This is a genomic window from Pedobacter sp. T50_32, assembly GCF_057652195.1.
Genome location: NZ_JBYFBY010000003.1, coordinates 230,588 through 254,427, shown reverse-complemented (window position 1 = coordinate 254,427; position 23,840 = coordinate 230,588). Strand labels below are relative to the sequence as shown.

At 37.4% G+C, this 23,840-nt stretch carries 16 protein-coding genes and 3 tRNA genes; 11 read left to right on the top strand and 8 right to left on the bottom strand.

Annotated features, from left to right (window positions below):
- Positions 1 to 59 precede the first annotated feature (59 nt).
- Positions 60 to 2,279 carry a glycoside hydrolase family 3 N-terminal domain-containing protein gene (locus tag AC23ME_RS11880; protein ID WP_487727985.1) on the top strand — a complete coding sequence of 740 codons (2,220 nt, stop codon included), beginning with the start codon at positions 60 to 62 and terminating at the stop codon, positions 2,277 to 2,279.
- 154 nt (positions 2,280 to 2,433) lie between these two features.
- Complete coding sequence (locus AC23ME_RS11875) at positions 2,434 to 5,358, top strand: DEAD/DEAH box helicase (protein WP_487727984.1); 2,925 nt, start codon at positions 2,434 to 2,436, stop codon at positions 5,356 to 5,358.
- A 305-nt stretch (positions 5,359 to 5,663) separates the two neighbouring features.
- Here the strand turns inward: AC23ME_RS11875 and AC23ME_RS11870 are convergent, their stop codons facing one another.
- Positions 5,664 to 6,725, bottom strand: a complete 1,062-nt coding sequence (locus AC23ME_RS11870) for a helix-turn-helix transcriptional regulator (protein WP_487727983.1) — start codon at positions 6,723 to 6,725, stop codon at positions 5,664 to 5,666.
- Positions 6,726 to 7,467: 742 nt separating this feature from the next.
- Here AC23ME_RS11870 and AC23ME_RS11865 point away from each other — a divergent pair.
- The 6 genes from AC23ME_RS11865 to fabF all read left to right on the top strand — a co-directional run bounded on the left by AC23ME_RS11865 (position 7,468) and on the right by fabF (position 14,382).
- Positions 7,468 to 7,529, top strand: a tRNA-OTHER gene (locus AC23ME_RS11865).
- 479 nt (positions 7,530 to 8,008) lie between these two features.
- Positions 8,009 to 9,106 (top strand): slipin family protein, encoded by a 1,098-nt coding sequence (locus AC23ME_RS11860; protein WP_487727982.1) that lies wholly within the window; start codon positions 8,009 to 8,011, stop codon positions 9,104 to 9,106.
- Positions 9,107 to 9,280: 174 nt separating this feature from the next.
- A complete protein-coding gene (locus AC23ME_RS11855; RefSeq protein ID WP_487727981.1) occupies positions 9,281 to 10,042 on the top strand; it encodes a nucleotidyltransferase domain-containing protein in 762 nt (253 codons plus the stop codon).
- Positions 10,032 to 11,087 (top strand): DNA polymerase beta superfamily protein, encoded by a 1,056-nt coding sequence (locus AC23ME_RS11850; RefSeq protein WP_487727980.1) that lies wholly within the window; start codon positions 10,032 to 10,034, stop codon positions 11,085 to 11,087. Before AC23ME_RS11855 ends, AC23ME_RS11850 begins: the two co-directional genes overlap by 11 nt.
- Positions 11,088 to 11,091: 4 nt before the next feature.
- On the top strand, positions 11,092 to 12,516 hold the full coding sequence (locus AC23ME_RS11845; RefSeq protein ID WP_487727979.1) for an RtcB family protein: 1,425 nt from the start codon (positions 11,092 to 11,094) through the stop codon (positions 12,514 to 12,516).
- A 624-nt stretch (positions 12,517 to 13,140) separates the two neighbouring features.
- The gene (gene fabF / locus AC23ME_RS11840; RefSeq protein WP_487727978.1) at positions 13,141 to 14,382 is read left to right on the top strand and encodes a beta-ketoacyl-ACP synthase II; all 1,242 of its coding nucleotides are present in this window, start codon (positions 13,141 to 13,143) and stop codon (positions 14,380 to 14,382) included.
- A 142-nt stretch (positions 14,383 to 14,524) separates the two neighbouring features.
- Here fabF and AC23ME_RS11835 read toward each other — a convergent pair whose 3' ends face one another.
- The 6 genes from AC23ME_RS11835 to AC23ME_RS11810 form a co-directional block, all read right to left on the bottom strand.
- On the bottom strand, positions 14,525 to 16,297 hold the full coding sequence (locus tag AC23ME_RS11835) for a peptide MFS transporter (protein ID WP_487727977.1): 1,773 nt from the start codon (positions 16,295 to 16,297) through the stop codon (positions 14,525 to 14,527).
- Positions 16,298 to 16,380: 83 nt separating this feature from the next.
- A complete protein-coding gene (locus AC23ME_RS11830; RefSeq protein ID WP_487727976.1) occupies positions 16,381 to 17,313 on the bottom strand; it encodes a hypothetical protein in 933 nt (310 codons plus the stop codon).
- Positions 17,314 to 17,322: 9 nt separating this feature from the next.
- Entirely contained in the window at positions 17,323 to 18,501 is a 1,179-nt protein-coding gene (locus AC23ME_RS11825; RefSeq protein WP_487727975.1) for an acetyl-CoA C-acyltransferase, read from the bottom strand.
- Positions 18,502 to 18,592: 91 nt separating this feature from the next.
- Complete coding sequence (locus tag AC23ME_RS11820) at positions 18,593 to 18,772, bottom strand: type II toxin-antitoxin system antitoxin (RefSeq protein ID WP_487727974.1); 180 nt, start codon at positions 18,770 to 18,772, stop codon at positions 18,593 to 18,595.
- A gap of 50 nt (positions 18,773 to 18,822) precedes the next feature.
- Complete coding sequence (locus AC23ME_RS11815; RefSeq protein WP_487727973.1) at positions 18,823 to 19,293, bottom strand: hypothetical protein; 471 nt, start codon at positions 19,291 to 19,293, stop codon at positions 18,823 to 18,825.
- Positions 19,293 to 20,150 carry an SPFH domain-containing protein gene (locus AC23ME_RS11810; protein WP_487727972.1) on the bottom strand — a complete coding sequence of 286 codons (858 nt, stop codon included), beginning with the start codon at positions 20,148 to 20,150 and terminating at the stop codon, positions 19,293 to 19,295. The genes AC23ME_RS11815 and AC23ME_RS11810 overlap by 1 nt, the downstream gene beginning before the upstream one ends.
- Before the next feature lie 142 nt (positions 20,151 to 20,292).
- On the opposite strand from AC23ME_RS11810, the gene AC23ME_RS11805 reads away from it, so the two are divergent.
- From AC23ME_RS11805 to AC23ME_RS11795, 3 genes are all read left to right on the top strand, one after another.
- The gene (locus tag AC23ME_RS11805; RefSeq protein WP_487727971.1) at positions 20,293 to 22,365 is read left to right on the top strand and encodes an HD family phosphohydrolase; all 2,073 of its coding nucleotides are present in this window, start codon (positions 20,293 to 20,295) and stop codon (positions 22,363 to 22,365) included.
- Between the two features lie 67 nt (positions 22,366 to 22,432).
- Positions 22,433 to 22,519 (top strand) — tRNA-Ser (locus AC23ME_RS11800).
- A gap of 22 nt (positions 22,520 to 22,541) precedes the next feature.
- A tRNA-Pro gene (locus tag AC23ME_RS11795) sits at positions 22,542 to 22,615 on the top strand.
- A gap of 265 nt (positions 22,616 to 22,880) precedes the next feature.
- Here the strand turns inward: AC23ME_RS11795 and AC23ME_RS11790 are convergent.
- Positions 22,881 to 23,834, bottom strand: coding sequence for a WG repeat-containing protein (locus AC23ME_RS11790; protein WP_487727970.1), 954 nt, complete (start codon positions 23,832 to 23,834; stop codon positions 22,881 to 22,883).
- Positions 23,835 to 23,840: the final 6 nt, after the last annotated feature.

Genomic DNA, 23,840 nt, shown 5'->3' with positions numbered 1-23,840 from the left:
TTTGAAGTTAATCGTCAAATTCCTTTCTTTTTGATACTTAGAATTTAAACACATATTAGATGAACAAATTTGCAGGCATCACACTTACCCTTTTACTAAGTTCTGGCCTTATTGTACATGCACAACGTAAAACTATAGAGCAGCGAGTAGACTCTGTAATGAGATTGATGACACTTAATGAAAAGATAGGTCAATTGAACCAGTACTCTGGCAGAGAAGTTACGGGGCCAGCAAGCGATAGAAAAAACTACCTGTTGAATGACATTAAAAGTGGGATGGTAGGTTCTATGCTCAATGTAAAAGGCGTAAAAGATACCCGCGAAATTCAAGCTATAGCTTTACAATCTCGTTTAAAAATACCTTTGTTATTTAGTTTGGATGTGATACATGGCTACAAAACCGTTTTTCCAATTCCATTGGCAGAATCAGCTTCATGGGATTTAAGTATTATTAGACGCACAGCGGAAGTAGCAGCAGAAGAATCTGCGGCTTCTGGTATTCATTGGACTTTTGCACCAATGGTGGATATTGCCCGTGATCCGCGTTGGGGACGTGTAATGGAGGGTGCTGGTGAGGATACTTACCTTGGTTCGCAGATTGCCAAAGCAAGAGTTTTAGGTTTTCAGGGTGATCAATTGGGAGGGGTAGATCGGATCATGGCCTGTGCCAAGCATTTTGCCGCTTACGGTGCATCAATGGCTGGTAGAGATTATAATCCGGTTGATCTAAGTAAACAACAATTACACGAAATTTACCTGCCGCCTTTTAAAGCTGCCGCCGATGCAGGCGTGGCAACGTTTATGAACTCCTTCAATACATTAAACGGTATTCCCGCAACTGGAAATGCTTATCTACAACGTGATATCCTTAAAAAACAATGGAACTATCAAGGTTTTGTGGTGAGCGATTGGGCTTCTATCAAAGAAATGACACCGTGGGGATTTGCAAAGAATTTAAATGAAGCAGCCGAAAAAGCGATTATCGCTGGTAGCGATATGGATATGGAAAGCGAAGCCTACAAAAAGGAGCTTGAGAAATTAGTGAATGCCGGAAAAGTAGATGTAAAACACATTGATGAAGCTGTGAAAAGGATATTGTACAAGAAATTTGAGCTTGGGTTGTTCGATAATCCCTACAAATTCTCTGATGAAAAACGCGAGAAGAAAGTGATGAACGATCCAAAGTATAAAGATGTTGCCAGAGCAGCAGCGCAGGGTTCTATCGTATTATTGAAAAATAACAATGCTATCCTACCTTTAAATAAATCATTAAAAAACATCGCACTCATTGGTCCATTGGTAAATGCAAAAAGAGATCAGGCAGGTAGTTGGGTAGTTTATGCCGATACCGCCAACATTATAAGTGTTTACGAAGGCGTAAAACAAAAGGTGAAGAATGCTAAACTTAATTTTGCTGAAGGAACTTCTATTACCGACAGTTTAACCAGCGGCTTTGCAAATGCCGTAACGGCTGCAAAAAATGCAGATGCTGTAGTGATGGTTTTAGGAGAAAACTGGGATATGAGCGGCGAAGCAAAATCTCGTACAGATATTTCATTACCTGGCAAACAAGAAGAGCTTTTCAAAGCTGTAAAAGCAACCGGCAAACCTGTGATCGTAGTGCTCATGGCTGGAAGACCTTTAATGTTTAACAGCATTGCAGCACAAGCTGATGCGATTGTTTATGCTTGGTTTTTGGGCGATCAAGGTGGGAATGCTATTGCAGATGTGCTGTTTGGCGACTACAATCCATCAGGGAAACTGCCGATCAGCTTTCCGAGAAATGTCGGTCAAATTCCGATTTTTTATAATTTTTACAATACGGGAAGACCAGTTGCCAAACCAACTGATATTCGTTACAAATCTGCTTATATCGATGCGCCTAACGATCCGCAATATGCATTTGGATACGGTTTAAGCTACACCACTTTTGCCTATAGCGATCTGAAATTATCGAATTCAAATCCTCAAAAAAACGAAGCCGTTAAAGTAAGCTTTACGTTAACAAATACAGGTAAGGTAGCAGGAGAGGAGGTTGCTCAACTCTACACTCAAGATACTTTTGCATCGGTAGTTAGACCGGTAAAAGAATTGAAGGACTTCGTGAAAGTAAAGTTAAAAGCTGGAGAAAGTAAGCAAATTACTTTCGAACTTAACCCAGAAAAGTTGTCTTTTTATCATGAAGAAAAAGGTTGGATCATTGAGCCAGGAGAATTCAAAGTAATGGTAGGTACAGCTTCTAACGATATCAAACTTAAATCCTCTTTTGAATTGAGGTAAAAGCTAAATCCCTAGTAAATTGTACTAGGGATTTTTTGTTTCTATAAGCCATAACAGTTACGATGCACCAAGCTAGTAAATAAGCTAATGAACCAGTGAACCAATGAACAATTAAAGATCCAAAATCCCTATCTTTATCCCTCCATTAACAACAATGCAGGAAAAAGAGACAGAACAAAAAGCTAATTTAAACTATGATAAGCTCCTGCCTATCATTAAAAAAAGTAAAATCAACTTAGCTGCTTCGTCTCAAAAAACCGTAAATCTCGTATTGGTATTTAGTCGCCATCGTCATTACCGACATTTGGTTGTTGAATTGATGAGTGCCGAGCAAACTAAGCAGGGCAAGCTCAAAAATCCTCTGCAAGTTGTAGATCCATTAGATTTAGTTTGGAAAACCGAAAACAAAGATGAGCTAAAGTTCTTTGCTGCGGTAAGTAAATTCAAAAACCATTATCAAGAAAGTCAAGCAAATTCAGATTTAGAAGCGTTGAAAGCCATCGTGAAAAATCCAATGGCCTTATCGGTTTATTTACATGATGAAAAGGCTTCCTCAACCATTAATGCCAATTCGCTAGAAAAGGTAGTGTTAACCAACTTGCAACCAGATTTCGAACTTAACGTTGATCAACGAGCTGGACACTTCGCATTAAATGGTATCATCCACATCGATAACAAATCTCTCCCGTTAGAAACTGTTGACCTAAAGTTCCAATATTTTCTGCAGAAAAAGCAGCAGTTGTTCCTTGTAAAGGATCCTTATTTTTTATCACTAATCGATTTTTTTAAGCAAAACCGAAACGAATTAGTATTTGAACGTTCTGCATACGAAGATTTCCAAGAAAATATCCTCAATTACCTAGAGGAAAAAATAAAAATCAATTATGCCTATCTCAAACCCGCTACGCAAAAACAAATTGCCGAGCAAGGCTTTGATTTAGACAATGAAAAATTGATTTACCTAACCGAATCGGAAGATTACGTGCTGCTTACGCCCGTAATGCGCTACGGTGCATTAGAAATCCCAGTAATCTCGCAAAAGCAGATAAAGACAAAAGATAAACGGGGGCAGCTTTTTACTGTACACCGTGACGAGCAGCGTGAATTACAATTTATCACTGATATTGCTAAAATGCACCCATATTTTGAAGAACAAGCAGCAGAGTTTTGGGAGCAACGTCATGCTGATTGTTTTTACATCCACCGCAAGCATTTTCTTGCGCCAGAATGGTTTTTAGCAGCTTTTGAAACCTGGCGTAATAAAGGAATTGCCATTTTAGGTTTCAATAATTTAAAAGATAATAAACTCAATCCATTCAAAGCAAGCATCTCCATACAGGTAATTAGTGGAATAGATTGGTTCGAAACCGCAGTGAAGGTGCAGTTCAATAAACAAACGGTTTCGCTTAAACATCTTCATAAATCCATCAGAAATAAAAGTAAGTTTGTTCAGTTAGATGATGGTACGCAAGGTATTTTGCCTGATGAGTGGCTACAAAAGTTTGAAAAGTATTTTGCTGCGGGAGAAATTGTGGAAGAAACATTACGTACGCCGAACATCAATTATTCTGCAGTAGAAGAATTGTACGAAGAGGCTTTGCTGAGTATTGATGCAAAAGAGCGCTTGCAATTGTATCGATCTAAATTGGCAACATTCGATCAGATCAACGAAACCAAAGTGCCAGCAGCTTTAAACGCCACCTTGCGACCTTACCAAAAAGAAGGGCTGAACTGGCTAAACTTCCTCGACGAATTTAACTTCGGCGGCTGTTTGGCAGATGACATGGGTTTAGGAAAAACCATTCAAATTATTGCCTTTCTACTTAGTCAAATTGAAAAAAATGGGCAGAACACCAATCTAATTGTAGTTCCCGCATCCTTAGTTTTTAATTGGCAGCAAGAAATCAAAAAGTTTGCACCAAGCTTAAAGGTAACAACCATTTACGGCGCAAACAGAGACAAGCAAATCAAAGATTTTGATAAATATCATGTTGTACTTACTTCTTACGGTACTTTGTTGGCAGATGTTGTTTGGTTAAAATCTTATCGTTTCAACTACATCATCTTAGACGAATCTCAGCTAATCAAAAATCCAGATGCGCAACGTTACAAAGCTGTACGGTTGCTACAATCGAGAAACAGGCTCGTGCTTACGGGTACGCCAGTAGAAAACAACACCTTCGATCTGTATGGACAATTGTCTTTCGCATGTCCGGGTTTGTTGGGCAATAGGGAGTATTTCAGGCAGCAGTATTCGGTTCCTATAGATCAATTTAACGACAGCCGAAAAGCAGAAGAGCTACAACAACGCATCAAGCCTTTTATTTTACGTAGAACAAAATCGCAGGTAGCTACAGAACTGCCAGATAAAACCGAAATGGTGATTTATTGCGAAATGGGAGCGAAGCAGCGTGAAATTTATGAAAGTAGCAGAAACGAAATTAGAGATTACCTGATGGGCCGTTCGGAAGATGAACTGACGAAAACCAGTATGTTCGTACTGCAAGGTATCACCAAATTGAGGCAAATTTGTAATTCTCCATCGCTCATTAGTAAAGAAGAGTTTTATGGTAATGCTTCTTCTAAAATGGATGCATTGTTAGAGCAAATCGAAAGCAAATCGCCGTATCATAAAATCTTAGTTTTTTCGCAGTTTGTAGGCATGTTAGATTTGGTGAAGGCTGCATTAGAAGAAAAAGAGATCAAATTCGCTTACCTCACCGGACAAACCAAAAACAGAGAAGCGGTAGTTAATTCCTTTCAACAAGACGACGAAGTAAGGGTGTTTTTGGTGAGCTTAAAAGTAGGTGGCGTTGGGCTTAACCTTACCCAAGCCGAGTATGTTTATTTAATTGATCCTTGGTGGAACCCAGCAGTAGAAAACCAAGCCATCGACAGAACTTATCGCATTGGTCAGCATAAAAATGTGATGGCGGTGCGCCTAATCTGCCCAGACACCATTGAAGAAAAAATAATGCTAATGCAGGACAAAAAAAGGGATTTAGCTGCCGATTTAATCAAAACAGACAATTCAATTTTCAAGTCACTTTCAAGGAAAGATTTGTTAAGTTTGATTTAAAGATTGCCAAGGTTGGACAGAAATATTGCCTCGCCTAGGTCTGCGCCATGTGGATTGGCCTTATCGGATTCCACAGCAATATGCAGTGAAACTTTTGCAGAAATTAAAAATTTGCAGAAACAAGAAATTGGGCAGTCGAGTGAAGGACGGTGCGTACGGAGGACATCTCAATTTCGCCATTGAAGTTTCGCTAGCGTAGTGCAAGGAAGGCGATACAGCCTTGATTTTTGTTTCTTTTCATCAAGGAAAAGAATTACGAAGAATAAATAGACGCTGCATCTGCAAGATGGTATGGTACTAGATACCTATAACTCCAACTTCCACTGTTGTTTCGCCACTTCTTTTTCCTTTTCTTCACTAGCGTACAAACCATGCGCACCTTTCAATCTTCTTTTTATACGTTGTGCCAATATTTTCGGCCCTAAAACTTTCACGCATTCCCCAAAACCTAAAATTTCCCGTTCCAACTCGTAGTTTAAAATCACATCAATTCTAAAGATGGATGTTTTTTCCTTCTCTGCAACAAGCTGCTGTGTATGATGTAGTGGTTTCGTGATTACATAAGGTACGTTTCCTGCGTCAAATTCTAGCAGTACTTTGTGTGGTCTATCATTGCCACTTTTAGTTACGCCGATTAAATCGCTGTAGTAACGTTCAAAATCAATACCCTCATGCGCAATAAATGGTTCGTTAGGCAACTCTTGAAATTCAATAATTCTGTCTAAAGCCAAGTTTAATAACATACCGCCTTTTTTGGCTTTCACAATCAAAAACCACCTATTTCTATATTCTTTTAATAAATAAGGGTAATAAATCATGTTTTGCGATTGCTGCGCCTTAAAAGATTTATACTCTATCAGCAAAGCCGATTTCTTTAAGATTGCTTGATACAAACTAGGAATATTATCCATTCCTTTCAGCTGATTGTTGCTTTCTAGCTGTATATAGCTACCACCTTCATGTGTAGATTTATGAATATTGTTTTCCAAGCGAGTAATCATGTCGCTCATCTCGTCGAAGTAATTAAAGGCGTTAAACTGCTTCAAAACGCCAACAATTTCCTTCATTTTATCAACGTCGGTATTGTTAATTGGCGCTTTAGTAATGCTGAAATTCGCATCTTCATAAACATAAAACCGTTTGTCTTTCACTACAATGGGAGCGTTATAACCCAATTTGTCGCTGCGCATAAACTGAATATCTGCCTGTATAGTACGTTTACTGATGCCTGAAGTAATGCCCTCCAACTCATAAAGCGTTTCCGCAACCTTTTCAATCAAATCTTCTAAAGTCCATTTCTTGTAGCGATTTCTCAAGCAATCGTCAATGGTTTTGTATCTAATTAATGCGAGTTTGTTTACAGCCATTTTTGTTCTTTATTTAATCTTATTCGATTGTTTATTTGAAAAGCAATTATCTACATCATCGGTTAGAGCAGTCCCGCTAAACGCTTTATCCCGATGAAAAACGGGATGCTCGCTTATATCGGGTTTAGTAAACTCGGGTCGGGTAAATAGCACAACCTTTGTAAAATAAACCTGATGGCAATGGAAAGCCGATTTTAGCATCTGTTACTTCGTATTTACGTATTGCTTTTGTATTCTACAGGCTTTATCGGCTTATAATGTACAGCAGGACAACATTTGCCAAAATCTCCGGAGCAATCTTTTCCAAAAAAAATAAAATCTTAACCCATATTTCTACTTGTGATAAAAATTTAAGGTCTTTAAAAGTAGTAAGTTAAATTTTACTACGCAATATAGACGCGTAATTAAGTGAGGTGATTAAGTCTTGCTAATTTTATTTTTCTCATTTACAGTAAATTAATAATTTTTTGCGGAGTATTTTTTGTTGCGTAAATAAGCTGCGTAGTACTGCCGGCATCTTTGTAATGTCGCTAGTCGATAACAGTTCTTTGATTAAATATAAAATAGATATAAAGATATTCCGATGAAAATTGGGATGGCAAATTAAAGTTTAAACCTATTCTTAGTTGAGGGTTTCAAAAGGCCCCAAAGTGTGAGTGCGCTGCATCATCATATACTGGTAGGAGAATGATAATTTGTCTAACACGTTGTGTGCGTGGGTTCGAATCCCACTTCCGTTAAGCGGAAATAACTCAGGGGTAGAGTAACAACCAAATATGCAGGTTCGAATCCTGCTTCCAACCACAAATTGGAATAGCAAAATTGGTAATGCAATGGATTAGGGTTCCATCTAGAAAGAAGAGATACTTCAAATTTCTCAAACGAAAGCGTTGCAAAAGCATTCGGCTCGTAGAGGTTGCAAAATCTTGAAGAGCAAATTTGCCTTTTGCTTTGTAAGTAAAACGAAAAAGGTGCTGATTTAATAATCAAATCATCTAGCTGCTAAAGCAAAATTCGCAAGAATATTGCCAAAGCTAAAAGCTGATTTCATTCTTAAAAACAACCAGACGCAATTTACTTCCGCAGAAAACAAATGAATGTTTTGGCAACGCTTTTTAAAATGTAAAAATAGCTTGTAAAACTAGTCCCGAATTAATTTCGGGAGACGAACCGTAAATATCTCGTCACCCTGACCACGCAGTAGCTGCGAAGCAAATTTATTTCAGGGTCAGTTAAACGGGTTGGAATATAATAAGTAAAACAAATTTTAAACATCAAAAAACATGAAAAGAATTACAATTAACACCAATTATGTTGGATTGGTGTTTAAAAACGGAGAATTTAAAAGAGTATTAACAACAGGTACTTACTGGTTAGGTTTCGGCGAAAATGTGACTTTGTACGATAAGAGCAAAGATTACGATTTCTCGACTGCTGAGTTGGATGTATTATTGTTGAACGCAGACTTTGCAAACTTAATTTACTTAGTAAGCGTAGCTGATAACGAATTGACCTTAGTCTATCAAAACAAAAACTTTAAAAACGTTTTAAAAGCGGGTAGATATGTAATCTGGAAAGGTTTATCGACTTACGAGTTTGTAACGGTTGACATCAGCAAGATTGAAATTGAAGACACCATAGACAAATATTTATTCGAAAAGGGGGCTTTGTTCAACTTTGTGAGAATGTATAAAATTGAAGCTTACGAAAAAGGCGTCATGTTAATTGATGGCAAATTCGATAGGATTTTGGAAGCTGGTACTTACTTGTATTGGAAAAACAATACTACAATTGACGTTTTAAAAGCCGATTTGAGGCAATTGAACATGGAGATTGTGGGTCAGGAGATTTTAACGAAAGACAAAGCGCAATTGAGGATGAATTTTACCATCCAATACAAAGTGGCGGATGTTATGAAAGCCTTGTTGATGAACAAAGATTTCGAAAAACAATTGTACGTTATCATGCAATTGGCTTTAAGGGCAACTGTAGGTTTAATGACTTTCGACGAGTTAATGGAAAGCAAAGAAAAAATTGGAGTATCAGTTTTGGAGGCTACCGTAAGCAAAGCCGAAGAGTTAGGTGTAAAATTAGCCGATGCTGGTGTGAAAGACATCATTTTATCGGGCGAAATTAAAGACATCATGAACCAAGTTTTGGTTGCCGAAAAAAGAGCACAAGCCAACATGATTACAAGGAGAGAGGAAACTGCATCAACGAGAAGTTTGTTAAACACCGCCAAGTTGATGGAAGACAACGCTATGTTGTACAAATTGAAAGAGATGGAATATGTGGAGAAAATTGCAGAGAAAATCAATACCATTAGTTTATCTGGTAGTGGACAAATTGTTGACCAATTGAAACAGATTTTTGTGAAGTAGTATTGTAAATCCTCCCTCTTTAATTCTCCCTCCAAAGGGAGATACTTTACGCCTAAGCGATATGCTTATCCCCCTCATTGAGGGGGCAAGGGGGAGGAAATAAACGTAAAATAAATTAAATTTAGACGCCCTCGGTAAGTGAACGATGCTTGCCGAGGTTTAGCTTGGAAAAAAATGAAAAACACTATAATCGAAAAACTTAAAAATATAGAAGGTGAAAATGATATAAAAATATTGTTTGCTTGCGAGTCTGGAAGTAGAGGATGGGAATTCCCATCGCCTGATAGTGATTTTGATGTTAGATTTATTTATGTAAGACCACTTAACTTCTATCTATCAGTTCTAGATAAGGAAGACCAGCTAGGTTTCCCAATAAATGATGAGTTAGATATTTACGGGTGGGATATAAGAAAAGTACTTAAGTTGATTAGAAAATCTAATACAACACCATTTGAATGGTTACAATCTCCAATAATATATGGTGAGCAACCAGGTTTTAGAAATGAACTTTGGGAGTTGTGCCAACAATATTTTTATGGTAAAACAAATATCAATCATTACTTGGGTATTGCGAAAGGCGCATTAGATACTATTATAAATGATGATGAAATCAAAATCAAAAAGCTGTTCTATATCCTTCGCCCACTGCTTTCTGCGAAATGGTGTTTAGAAAGAAAAATCATTGCACCTATGACTATTGGACCATTAATGACGCTTATGCCAGAGGAACTGCAGGACGATGTTAGAAAGATTATACACTTAAAATCAACATCACCAGAAGGTTATGTTATAAAAATAGATGAGGCATTAAAAAACTACATTACCGAGCAGTTTGCAGTTTGTAGTAATGGTGCAAAGGAATTGCCTAAGGAAAGCTTTAATGCTGAAGCTTTAGATGTTTTCTTCAGGAATACAATTAATCGTTATGACAATTAAAGATATAAAAGATAAAAACCTACTCTTATTCGAATGTCTAAGTGGTAGTAAGGCTTTTGGTTTAGATACTCCACAATCGGATACAGATATAAAAGGTGTGTATTATATGCCAAAAGAAATGTTTTTCGGTTTGCAGTACATCCCACAAATTAGTAATGAAAGTAACGACGAGGTTTATTATGAGATTGGTCGTTTCGTAGAATTGTTGATTAAGAATAATCCGAACATTGTTGAGATTTTAGCGTCGCCTGAAGATTGTATTTTGTATAAACATCCGGTTATGAGCCAGCTTAGGTTAGAGCTGATATTATCTAAATTATGTAAGGACACTTTCGGTGGGTACGCGTTATCGCAGATTAAAAAGGCAAAAGGGTTAAAGAAAAAGATTGTAAATCCGATGCCGAAAACTAGAAAGACGATTTTAGATTTTTGCTATATCACAGAACATTATTCATCATTAAAAGCTAAGAAATGGCTAGCTAAAAACGGATTATCTCAGACAAACTGTGGATTGTCAAAAGTTTCACATGCAAAAGATTTATACGCCCTTTTTTATAGCGAAAGTATTCTTTACAAAGGAATAATGAACAAAGAATTAGCTAATGATGTATCGGTTTCATCTATTCCTGCTGGCGAAAGAGAACTGGGTTATTTGTTTTTTAACAAGGATAGTTATTCCTCGTATTGTAAAGAATACGCCGAGTACTGGGAATGGGTTGAGAAAAGAAACGATGAGCGTTATAGTCTAAATAAAAGTCATGGGCAAGATTACGATGCGAAAAATATGATGCACACTATTAGGTTGTTGCAAGTTGCATTGGAAATAGTGAGAGATGGAAAACTGAATGTGAAACGTCCAAATCGTGAGGAACTATTAGCTATAAAGCGAGGTGAACTTAAATATGAAAGTGTTTTAGAATTAGCAGAAGACCTCATGAAACAAATAGAAGAAGAAACGGTTAAAAGTAAGCTTCCTGATAAACCAGATTACAAACAGATGGAAAATATCTTAATAGATATTAGGGAAGAACTTTACAAGAATTAAAACAATGAACACAAATATAACAGGAACAAACCTTTTAGCAATTGGTTATTCCGAAGGAAAAATATTAGGCTTGACTTTGAATATCATTGCTGAGCATTTTATAGCAACAAACGAAACTGAGCTTTTGACTTTGTTGAAGAAAGTGAAAGATTATCCAGAAAGCTTTTTGGATGACCCAATTTTGAGCAATTTAGCTACCGCGATTATAGAAGAAGCAACAGCTAAAACAACCGATACCATCGAATTAAAAGCTGATGCGAAAGACTACAGCATTTTCGGTGAAAGCTATATCGAGGAAGGTGCTAGAAACCAAATGGATATTGCCATGAAGTTGCCGGTTACCGTAGCTGGGGCTTTAATGCCAGATGCGCACCAAGGTTATGGTTTGCCGATTGGTGGTGTTTTAGCTACCAATAACTCCATTATTCCTTACGGTGTAGGGGTTGATATTGGCTGTAGAATGGCTTTGAGCATCTTTGACATTCCAGAGAAACATTACTTCGGGAAAGATGATAAATACAAAAGGGAGTTGCTCGCTTTTACAAGATTTGGAGCCGGTAGAGAATTTAGAGGATTGGAACGAGCAGACCATGACGTGATGGAAAGTGAAGCCTTCAACGCGACGCCATTTTTGAAAAACTTACATGGAAAGGCTTGGGCACAATTAGGTACTTCGGGTGGTGGAAATCACTTTGTGGAGTTTGGAATTATTGAGTTTGCTGAAAGAGATGAAGCTTTAAACATCGATAAAGGTAGGTATGTGGCTTTGTTGACACATTCTGGTTCGAGAGGTTTGGGCGCTACCATTGCTGGTCACTACACCAAATTAGCGAAAGAGATTTGTAAACTACCCAGAGAAGCAGCAAACTTGGCTTACTTAGATTTAAACACCGCCGAAGGTCAAGAATACTGGATTGCGATGAATTTAGCTGGAGATTATGCTTCTGCTTGTCACGAGGTTATTCATAAACGATTGACCAGAGCGATTGGAGCAAAAGTTTTAGCTAAAGTAGAAAACCACCACAATTTTGCTTGGAAGGAAACTTTAAACGGCGAAGAAGTGATTGTGCACAGAAAAGGAGCAACACCAGCGGCTAAAGGTGTAATGGGAATTATCCCAGGAAGTATGACTGCACCAGGTTTCTTGGTGAGAGGAAAAGGCGAAGATAGTTCTATTAATTCTGCATCTCACGGTACGGGAAGGTTAATGAGCCGTTCTAAAGCTATTCAAGCTATCACTAAATCAGAGATGAAAGCGATTTTAAAAGACCACGGTGTAACTTTAATTGGTGCTGGTTTAGATGAAGCGCCAATGGCTTATAAAGATATCCATCAAGTGATGGCTGCACAAACTGAATTGGTTGATGTAGTTGCTAAATTTGAACCTAAAATGGTGAGGATGGCTGATGATGGGAGTAGGGAGGATTAATGCTAACCTCGGAGGTTCAAAAAACCTACGAGGTTTTATGTTTTTAGCGGATTTGAACTTTCAAACCGTATTAAGTTAACTTGAGTTAAAATTAAAGTATGTAAAATAACTCTGAGCAATATTTGAAATATTTTTTTAGCTCGCCGCCGCTGGACTCTTACTTTTTGACCGCAAAAAGTAACAAAAACTCTCGGTTGCCTATTTTTCTTTAAAAGGAAATACTTTGGCTTATTGGTGCAACCTGAAAAATAGGAGACCGAAAATAGCTGAACCAAGATTTGAAGTGCTAACGCTAGCAAGAGATTTAATTGGTCTTCGTGAATAGCACTGTTTTAGGTTAAATAAACCTGATTGCAGTGAAAACAAATCCCGATTTAAGCATCTGTTTTTATGGTTTTTAGGTATGCTTGCTTGTTGCACAGGTTTCATCGGGATGTTGAAACGAAAAGCAGGGCTGAAATATCCTACGTAGTACAAGAATTGTTTTTCAAAAAAATAATAAACTCCATTGCTTTTCAATACGATAGCGAGCGTTTGAAAGTAACAAGTTCAATAAATTAGAAAATAAAGACATTTAATTCGTGCCAAATGCGAACTTTGCGCCCTTAAACAATAAATAAGGATATGAAAAGAGTTGTAGTTACTGGTTTAGGAACTATTAATCCCTTAGGACACAATGTTGCCGATTTTTGGAATAACATTGTGGATGGTAAAAGTGCCTGCGAAACTGTGACAAGATTTGATGCTTCTCGCTTCCGTTCGCAAATGGCTTGCGAAGTGAAAGGATTTAATCCCGCTGAGCATTTAGACAGAAATGAAATTAAGCGTACAGATTTGTTTACGCAATATGCTTTATATGCGGCGGCGCAAGCTATGGAAGATTGTGGTATCGATTTAACGACCATTGACCCGTTTGATTTTGGTGTGATTTGGGGTAGTGGACAAGGTGGTATGCAGACTTTCGAAACTGAAGTAGAAAACTATGTAACTGGTGAATATAACCCGCGTTTCAATCCGTTTTTTATCCCTAAGTTATTGGTAAACATGGCTTCTGGATTGATTTCGATGAAGTTTGGTTTGCAAGGAATTAACTATACGCCGGTTTCTGCTTGTGCTACCGGCAACAACGCCATTATGGATGCCTTTAACTACATCAGAATGGGCAAAGCGAAAATGTTTGTAACTGGTGGTTCTGAGGCGGGTATTACGCCAGCATCATTTGGTGGTTTCGCTGCGCTAAAAGCGATGTCGCATAGAAACGACGACCCGCAAACGGCTAGTAGACCTTTTGATAAAGATAGGGATGGTTTTGTGATGGGCGAGGGCGCAGGTGCTTTGATTTTAGAGGAATACGAACATGCCAAAGCCAGAGGTGCAAAAATTTACGCGGAGGTAGTTGGAGCAGCAATGACTGCAGATGCTTATCATATTACTTCGCCACATCCGGAAGGAATTGGTGCGGCTAAAGCAATGAATTTAGCATTGGAAGAAGCTAATGTGAAAGCAGAAGAATTAGATTATTTGAACCTTCATGCTACTTCTACGCCAGTTGGCGATTTAGCTGAGTTAAATGCTGCTTTCTTGGTTTTCGGTGCTTCGAAGAATTTGCACATCAGTTCTACAAAATCTATGACTGGTCACTTGTTAGGTGCGGCTGCTGCAATTGAAGCTATTATTGCAATTAAGAGTATCAATGATAATATAGTGCCTCCAACGATTAACGTAACAGAGCCAGACCCAGAAATTCCAGCAGGAATGCAATTGGTATTTAATAAAGCGGTACATAAAGAAGTGAAAACTGCCATGAGTAATGCTTTTGGTTTCGGTGGACATAACAGTACGGTAGTATTTAAAGAGTTGGTTTAATCCAACTTTGCCGTCATCGCCAAGTAGTTCATCCAAATCATTTGGGAAAGCAATCTTAAAGCAATTGCAAAAAAATATAATATAAAAAGAAGCCCCGAATTTGTTTTAATTCGGGGCTTTGTTATGTATGAGCTCGCTGCAATTATTTCACACCGTGCATTAGTTTTTTCATGATTGGATTAAGCGCTATCACGATCAATCCAGCAATAATTGGAACAATAGTAAAGATTAAGAAAAACGTAGAAAGCGAATATTGCTTAGTGATGTTCTCAATCTGTCCGCCAACAATAGCCGCTAGTTTATTTCCAATAGCAATAGCTAAATACCACATACCAAACATAAAACCAATCATACGTGCTGGAACTAGTTTCGATACATACGATAAACCAACTGGAGATAAGAATAACTCACCAATAGTGTGGAATAAGTAAGCTAATACTAGCCATATCATCGATACCTTAACACCTGCTTGAACACCGTGTGATCCAAAAGCCAATAATCCAAATCCGATTGCCATAATAATTAAGCCTAAGCCGTATTTAACAGCAGCAGGAGGGTTGAATTTCGAATCCCAAATTTTAGAAACAGATGAAGCGAAGGTGATGATGAAGAATGAGTTTAAGATAGAGAACCATGAAACGGTGATTTCAGAACCTTCTGCTGTAAATTCTCTGTACAACATCCAAATAGCTACTGCCCAAATTCCAGCAAAACATAAGAATTGAAAAATGTTTGTTCCTGGCGCTTTTTTGAAAGTTTGTTGGGTTAGCTTAATTACCACAAAGGTTACAATTAGCAGTGGTACAACAGTTAACAAGGTATTGATGGTGTTAAACACAGTTAACGATGTTCCAGATAAAGTTCTGTCTATATTATCTCTAGCAAAAATAACTAATGATGATGCACCTTGTTCAAATGACATCCAAAAGAAAACGACGAAGAATGCGAACACGATAACGGCGATCATTCTATCTCTAACAACTTTGGTATATCTAATTAACCTACTAATAACAACAATTAAGAACAGAATTAGGGCTATTAAGATCACAACTTCTTGACCATTCATTGCACCAACTTTAAAGTTGAACATGTTGATTTCTGCAATTTTAGACAAAGGATCATTAAATGCATATCCTAATCCTAATACGGTCATTATCACAATTAAAACCTTATCAATCATCGTAAATGGATTAGGTTTGTCATCTGGATTAGTAGAAACTTTAGCTCGTTCTTCAGCTAACCTGCGTTGCTCTTTGTTAGGTGGATCTCCAACCGTTCCGAAAATCGGCTTTGCCAACCAGAATTGGAATGTACCAAGTAACATGAAGATACCCGCTAAACCAAAGCCCCAGTGCCAACCTACTTTTTCTGCTAAATAACCGCAAAGCATCATACCAAAGAATGCACCAGCGTTAACACCCATGTAAAAAATGGTATATGCACCATCTTTTTTCTCAGGATAATTTTTGTACATTTCAGATAGGATAGAGGTCATGTTAGGTTTGAAAAATCCTGTACCAATAACCAAACATGCTAAACCGATGTACATAAATGCAGGTTGATCTAATGCCATAGAGGCATGGCCTAAGGTCATAATGGCTGCACCAATAATAACCGCCCATCTGTAGCCTAAATACCTATCGGCAATAATACCACCGAAAATAGGAGTGATGTAAAGTAACAATGCATAAGTTCCGTACAGTGCTCCCGCTTGTACTGGATCCCATCCCCAGCCCGAAAACGGACTCCCTGTAATGATAGCGGTAGTTAGGAAGTTGATTAACAAAACCCTCATTCCGTAGAACGAAAAACGCTCCCACATCTCTGTAAAGAAAAGTACAAAAAGCCCTGATGGGTGTCCTAATACCTTACTCTTGAAAAAATCATTTTGATCTTCTGCAGTAGTTGTTTGCATAAATTATTTGATAAGTTAGTCTTAGTTTTTTATAAAAAATTGGGTGCAATATAGGCTAATACATTTATATTTTATCAACAAAATTAATGTTTGACCTTTTGAAATAAGGTTGTAGCCTTTCTTGGCGTGCTATATAGCTCGTCTAAATCTGAAGCATCGTTTCTTAAAGGTACGTTCTCTTTAAAATATAAACGTTGATAGCTAATCGAATAGCCGTCAAAACTCGAATCGGATACGTAATACTCTGCTTTGCCTTGCATATCCTCGTCGTATGGCGCCAAATGATCAAATACGATCATATTTACCTGCTTATCGAAAGTCAAGGTCATCGAGTTTTTTTTGTTATACTCAAAAACGATACGATTTTTATTTGCAACCTTTCGTTTAACTTCGAAAATACTCTTGCCAAAAACAGCATTATCTTTAGCAAAAGATAGTACCTCAATCACCTTTTTGGTCGTTTTTTCATCGTTGCCTTTCCATCCCAACAACACATAGTATGGATTTTGACCAGGATAGGTTACTGGAATGATCTCATAGTAACGGGCGCCATACCAACTCTTCTGATCGGTGATGATGTTTTCGTCAGTGATTTTCGATGTACCATCATTTAAAGGAATAAGCTTTAAAGAACCGTCTTTAGTTGCCAATTGGATGGTTCCATAAAACTTATAGGTACCATCGGCAAATGGCAGCGACCAAGTGATGATCCTAAATGCCTGGTTGGGAGATTTTAGAAATGAAACATTATTAGCAAGCGAATCGAAATCAAAGTTAAAGGAGTGGGGAGTTTTAAGGACGCTAACCAACTTTTTAACAAACATGGTGTTGTACGCCATTCGCTCAACATCGTCTTTAACTGTAATGGTAGAATCGCTGTAGGCAGACAAACTATCTTGTGCTAAATTAAGTTTCTCCAAATTTGCAGGTGTAATCAAGGTTTGGGCGCTCAAATTCCCAAGCATCAAACACCAAATAGTCATAAATAAAAGCGTCCTTAAAATATTCCTCTGCATTTAATTTCGTTAACGAAGATTTTCTATAACTATTGCGCTGGCGCCGCCACCACCGTTACAAATTCCTGCTACACCTATTTTTCCGTTATTTTGTAGTAATACCGATAAAAGCGTTACTACAATTCTAGCACCAGAAGCACCTAGTGGATGGCCCATTGCTACTGCACCACCATTTACGTTCACTTTTTCGCCATCTAAACCCAGTTCTTGGTTGTTTGCTAATGAAACCACCGAAAAGGCCTCGTTAATCTCGAAGTAATCTACCTGATCTTTGCTGATGTTAGCTCGTTGCAATGCTAATGGAATTGCTTTAGAAGGAGCTGTGGTAAACCATTCTGGCGCTTGTTGTGCATCGGCGTAAGCCAAAACCTTAGCTAATGGTGTTAAACCTAATTCCTTTGCTTTATCTGCACTCATTAAAACTAATGCTGCTGCGCCGTCATTCAAAGTAGAAGCATTAGCGGCCGTAACTGTACCATCTTTCTTAAAAACTGGTTTCAATGCCGGAATTTTATCAAACTTCACAGTTGCAGGTTCTTCATCTTCCGAAAATAAAGTGGTTTCACCTTTTCGGTTTTTGATTTCTACTGCTACAATCTCTTCTTTAAACTTTCCGTTTGCTTGCGCATCTTGTGCTCTTTTGTAAGATTGGATAGCAAACTGATCTTGATCTTCTCTAGTGATTTTACAAGTTTCGGCACAAAGTTCTGCGGCAGATCCCATATGGTAATCGTTGTACACATCCCACAAACCATCTTTTACTAAGCCATCGGTAATTTGTCCATGACCTAAACGATAACCGTTTCTAGCTTTATCTAAATAGTAGGGGACATTGCTCATGCTTTCCATTCCACCCGCTACAACAATGTCATTTTCACCTAAAGCAATGCTTTGAGCAGCTAACATAATTGCCTTTGTACCAGAAGCACATACCTTATTGATAGTGGTTGCAGGAAGATCTGGCAAACCTGCGAATTTAGCTGCCTGTGTTGCTGGTGCTTGCCCTAAATTTGCAGATAGCACATTGCCCATGTACACTTCCTGTATTTGTTCTGGCTTAATTCCTGCTTTAGCAATAGCGCCTTTAATTGCAAAACCACCCAGTTGTGTGGCCGAAAAAACTGATAGTGTGCCGCCAAAACTTCCAATTGGAGTTCTAACCGCCGATACGATAACTACTTCTTTCATTTGTAATGTATAAAATATATTTGGTTGGCGGCAATTTAGCTATAATATGAGAAAACAAGTAAATCGTAGCTTTTTTATTGCACAATAATCACTAAGAAGGATCATTGTTTTTTTTGGAAGATTTTTTCTTTCTAGCTTTTACGGCTTCATTCAGAAGGTATTCAATCTGTCCATTCGTGCTTCTAAATTCGTCCGAAGCCCAAGCTTCAATCTCTCTCAACAATTCCGCATTTATTCGAAGTGCGAAAGCTTTTTTATCTTTATCAGACATCGGTATTAATCATTAATAGGTGATGATCTTTCTTTAACTTCGATAGAAAATCACGAAGTCTTGCAGATTTTTTTGGTACTGAATAGCAGTTTCTTATTGTTTTTTAATACAATCTGAAGACCTAAAGAATTGCCATCAAATATAAAAGCCTTATCGCTCCATTTAAACCATAATTTATAACGAAATCCCCATCCACCATATTCTCCCAAAGCTTCATATTTTCTCAGGTATGCATTATCAATCTCATTCCAACTTATACTTTTAGTTCTCGTAAAAGGCCAATATTTGTAGGTAATGCCTTCTTTGTTTACCGTAAGTAATAGGTAATTCTGATTGATGAAATAGGCTAAAGCAAATATCATTACTACACCTACAATGGGTAGATAATAAATTTCCTCGAGTTCTTCTAAGCTTACACCAGTATCACCTAAGAAAGTAACGCTTAAAATAATGATGGCTTGTATACCAAATAAAATATACAGCCACCATAAATTTAGCTTCTGTTTTTCTTTAAATTCCATTAATTGTATAGTGTGCCTGCATTTACTACTGGTTGCGCATTTCTATCGCCACATAAAACCACTAATAAGTTGCTCACCATAGCTGCTTTACGTTCTTCGTCTAGTTTAACTATTTCTTTTTCAGATAATCTCTCTAATGCCATTTCAACCATCCCAACTGCACCTTCTACAATGAGCTTTCGTGCGGCAATTACTGCAGCAGCTTGCTGACGTTGTAGCATAGCACTCGCTATTTCTTGCGCATAGGCCAAATGTGAAATTCTGGCTTCTATTACTTCTATACCAGCTCTCGAGAGGCGGTCGTTTAATTCTTGTTCTAGCAATGAATTTACTTTCTCGGCACCATCTTTCAAGGTGATTTGCGCATCTTCGTCCTCTAAATTATCGTAAGCAAAACTATTGGCTAAATGTCTTACCGCTGCTTCACTTTGTATCGTTACGTATTGCACATAATCTTCTACAGCGAAGCTTGCTTTTGCAGTCTCTTGTACTTGCCAAACCACTACGGCACCAATTTCTATGGGGTTACCCATTTTATCGTTCACTTTTAACTGTTGACCGTTTAAGTTTCTAGCTCGCAACGATAATTTTTTCTTAGAAGTTAATGGGTTCACCCAAAAGAAGCCATCAGATTTTACTGTGCCAACGTATTTCCCAAACAAGGTCAATACTTTAGATTCGTTAGGATCAACGATAATTAGTCCTGGTAGAACAAGGATAAAGTCGACAGCTAGTACAGTCGAACCCCAACCAAATTGACGGGTTGCTAAAAGATATATGCCGCCAGCAAGCAGCAATAAAAAAACAACTAACGTTAGATAGCCAGAAGGCGGTTTGATAATTTTTTCAGTTTGCATATTGATATTATTTTGATATCAATTTTAATAAAAATAAATGTGGATTCCAAATGGTTTTATCTGCCAGATTTAATCTATTGGCTAGTTTCTGTGCTAATGAAGAAATAAATAGTATTTTTGATTTAAATAAACGGATTATATTTTGGCCAAGATTAAAAAGAATTCTCATAAAATACTTTATCGCAAGTACTCGTCCAATTTAAAATATGTAATGATGGCGATTTGTGTGCTGGTAACTACATTGTACTTGCCGAAGCAACCTCGTTTTCGTTATGAGTTTGAAAAGGGAAAAACTTGGTTAAATAAAGATTTGATTTCGCCATTTAGCTTTGCCATTTTAAAGACGCCGCAACAAATAGAAGAGGACAAAAAAAGTGTTGTTAATAATATCTTACCACTATACCAATACAAAGACGAGGTTTTTAAAGATCAAAGTGAGGCTTACCTTAACGAGTTTGATGTTAAATGGAAGTCTAACACTTTAAACGAAGCAGAAAAGGAAGTAAATAGGCAACGTTCTCATCAACTCCTTCGAACAATTTATACCAGAGGGATTATAGATATCAATCCAAAACATCAGAGAGGAAATAAATATTACGATTTTTCACAGGTTAGAAACAATGTATCTTCCAAAAGCAATTCACAGGATGTTTTCACAGTAGAAACTGCATTGAGTTATTTAAAGGAGAATTTTAGGGGTAGTGATGAAGTTAAGCAGACGGTTTTAGATCTTGCAGAAAGTCATTTAAAACCTAATTTAATATTCGATGAAAGCTTAACCGCAACAGTTCAAGCTAACGCACTTAAAAGTATTTCTACAACGAAAGGAATGGTGCAAAAGGGCGATTTGATTGTAGCTAACGATACTGTTATAGACGAGGAAGTTTATCAAAAATTGGTATCTTTTAGAGAAACCTACGATGCACAGACCAAAAGTGTTGGCGATGATAAGTTGGTTTTCCTAGGGCAAGTACTTTTGGTTGGTTTTATCATTACTTTGTTAATGGTATTTCTGTATTTATTTAGAAAGGATATTTTTGCAGATAGCAGGCAGCTTTCACTAATTCTGCTCGTAGTTACATCTATGTTATTGGTGCTCACTTGGGCAATCAAGTTCAACTTATCCAATCTCTACCTTATTCCATTCTGTATTGTTCCTATCATCATTAGGATTTTGTTTGATACGCGACTAGCACTAAATCTACATTTGTTGGTGATTTTGATAGCTGGTTTCTTCGTGCCAAATAGTTTCGAGTTCGTATTCTATCAAACCACAGCTGGTATGGTGGCTATCTATAGCATCAAAAATCTGGTTAAAAGAGAGCAGCTACTTATTTCAGCATCGTTTATCCTAAGTGCATATTTCATCTCTTTTATGGGGATTACTTTGCTAAGGGAAGGTTCTTTAACGCATATAGAATGGGAGAATTTCTTGCCATTTGTATTTAGCGTATTATTGTCACTATTAGCTTATCCTCTTATTTACGCTTTTGAGAGAGTATTTGGAATTACATCAGATGTCGCTTTAATTGAGTTAACCAACACCAACAACAAATTGCTACGTGAACTCGCTTTTAAAGCCCCTGGAACGTTCCAACATTCCCTTCAAGTAGCCAACTTAGCCGAAGCTGCAATTTTTAAAATAGGAGGGAATGCTTTACTGGTGAGAGCTGGAGCACTTTACCACGATGTTGGTAAGATGGAAAACCCTCAATATTTTATAGAGAACCAAACAGGGACTAGTCCGCATGATAAGTTGCCGTATGAGCAAAGTGCGCAGATTATTATTAGACACGTACATAAAGGTATTGAGATTACACGTAAGTACAAATTGCCAGAGTCGGTAATTGATTTTATTAGAACGCACCATGGAAATACTCGTGTAGATTATTTTTATCAATCATTCCTTAAAAATTCTCCAGAAAAATTCATTGATGAGAACATTTTCCGCTACCCAGGCCCCATACCTTTTTCTAAAGAAACTGGTGTTTTAATGTTGGCAGATTCGGTAGAAGCGGCATCAAGAAGTCTTAAAAATCCGGATGCTCAAAGCATAAGTGACCTCGTTGAAAGGATAATTGACTACAAATTGGAGCAAAACCAGTTAGATAATTGCGATTTAACGCTAAAAGATTTAGAAACTATTAAGTTGATATTCAAGACGATGCTAATGAGTATCTATCATGTTCGCGTAGATTATCCAAAAACAGTGTAATTTTTTTTTGCAAACATTAATGAATTACTATATTTGCAACCTCGAAACGCAGTAATGCTGATCGAAAGGAGAGGTGCCTGAGAGGCCGAAAGGAACAGTTTGCTAAACTGTCGTACTGGTAACGGTACCGCGGGTTCGAATCCCGCCCTCTCCGCAAACAAAGGTGATACCACCATCGGGGTGTAGCGTAGCCCGGTATCGCGCCACATTTGGGATGTGGAGGTCGTAGGTTCGAATCCTGCCACCCCGACTAAGACCATTAAAAGTCTATTAAGCCCTTCTAATTATAAATTGGAAGGGCTTTTTGTTTAGTTACATCTTAACATTCAATTTGGATTGATATAAAAAGTTTATTTGTGTAATTGTTGTCATAAAGAAACATCAACCTAACATAGATTGGAACAAATAAAAAGCCCGATAACATCACAGCTACCGGGCGCACAAACCGGAAAAATCTTTCTCAGTAAGCTTTTCAACCAATAAGAGTATATGTGATTTTTTGCTTCAGCTTAGGCTTACTTTGCTTCTTTGCCTGTCTTATCTATCAAAAACTCTTTGTCTCCCACAGAAACAGTTGCTTTTCCGTTCATAAAAGGACTTGCATAATCGTATTTAAGTGAAATAATTTCTTTACCAGCTTTATCTATATAACCGTACTTATCATCTTTTGTTACTACAGCTATTTCTTCTATAAATTGGCTCATGCTATCACAAGCAGTAGCTATTACAAAATTTCCTTTGGTATCTATTGCTCCCCATTTATTTTTGATTTGTACAGGCGCTAATCCACCAGAAAAACTGCGAGCTTCGGTGAACACCATATCTATTACCTTTTCTGCTTTTTTATTAATGAAAAAATACTCTTTTTCTCTTTTTGCAGAATTGAATATTGAAACAAGGGCTATACCATCCACAAAATTTTCTGCTAAATTATACTTGAATTCTATTAATGTTTGTCCAGTTTTGTTAATAAAACCAAAAGCTCCCGTAGTATTATTTTTTACCGCGGCTGCATCTTCGTTAAAACTAAATGATTGAAAGTATTTCAATGGAACGATTATTTTCCCGGTTTTATCTATAGCTCCCCAATCGCCACCCACACCAAAATTACCACCAGAACTGCCACCTATGTTTACTGTAGCAACGCCATTCTTAAAAAGACCCACCCAATCGTAAGTAAGTTTTATTGGAATGATTACTTTTCCAGTAATATCTATGTAACCCCATTTATCATTTAGTTTAACACCAGCCAAACCTTCAGTAAATTTATTTGCATTATCGTATTTAGGGCTGATAACTACAGTACCATTGTTGTTTTTGTATCCCCATTTACCGTCGGCATCTTCAAAATTTGTTAATTGTTGAGCCATTAATTTTGCTGTGCTCAATATCAAAAGAGCCATAATTGTTGCGGCTTTAAAAGAGTGGACGAAAAGACAAATTCTTTTACTACCTATTTTTGATTTCATTTTTAA